This window comes from Methylobacterium sp. 22177 (assembly GCF_052045615.1).
GTDB lineage: Bacteria > Pseudomonadota > Alphaproteobacteria > Rhizobiales > Beijerinckiaceae > Methylobacterium > Methylobacterium radiotolerans.
This window is the reverse complement of sequence record NZ_JBQEPK010000118.1, coordinates 1-918: the sequence shown is the minus strand read 5'-3', so window position 1 is coordinate 918 and position 918 is coordinate 1. Positions and strand designations below refer to the sequence as shown.

The 918-nt window shown below is 72.7% G+C and carries 1 pseudogene; it reads right to left on the bottom strand.

Annotation, left to right across the window (positions count from 1 at the left end):
- Positions 1 to 636: 636 nt before the first annotated feature.
- Positions 637 to 918: pseudogene (locus ACTJK8_RS32310) on the bottom strand (methyl-accepting chemotaxis protein); the annotation flags it as partial.

Here is a 918-nt window from a genome sequence, read left to right as displayed (position 1 = left end):
TCGAGCAGGGTCGTCTCCAGGCAGGCGAGCAGCTCGGCGGCCTCGGCGCGGAAGATCTCCGCCGGATCCAGGGCAGTCATGGGACGATCGGACCCTCGCACACAGCACGCAGATACAGAATGAAGCGCCCCATCCCGAGCGGGGCGAGATTCCAGCTCCGAACGCGGGCCGTTTCCTTCGCGACCAGGCAGTCGAACGGACTATCCCGGCGCGCGACGCCCGCGCGGCGACGGGGAACGACGAGCACCCGCCGCCCGACCTCTCCGGTTGTATACGATTGGACCCGAAATTTTCCGTTAACGGCCAGATTTCGACCCTGGAAGCAAAGTATATCTCGCCAAGCCATGAAGCAAAAGATTGTCGGATACAGCGATCGCGTGAGCCACGGATCACAGGATCGCGGGCGCGCGGCCTCCGGCACGCGGATGAGCCCGGCACGGCGCGTCGACGCGCAGCCGCGCGGATGCGGGCCGCGACAGCCCCGTGCGGGAGGCGGCGAGGAGATCGGATCGGGAGCGGTCGTCGGACCGGGGCCGGTCGCGGCCTAACCGGCGCGGGCAGGCCCGGCCGCGATGCGACCGCCGGCCGGGCCGGAGCGGGCCGCGCCCGGACCGCGGCTGCGCGGCGCGCCGGCGCCTAGAACAGGTCGATGCCGTCCAGATCGTCGGCGGCCGCAGCGTCGGCGGCCGGCTTCGCGGTGGCGGGGGCACCGCCGAGCAGGCGCTCCGTCAGGCGCGCCCGAACCTCACCCAGCGTGCAGCTCCCGATCGCCGCCTCGATCCAGGCCGGGTCGGCCGCCGCACCCGGCGCCGCGACGCGGTCCGCGCTGTCGGCGGAGAGCCGGCCGAGTTCCGCTCCGGCCGAGCGCAGCAGGCCCTCGACGTTCTGGATGCGCTGCTTGGCCCGGTCCTGGAACTG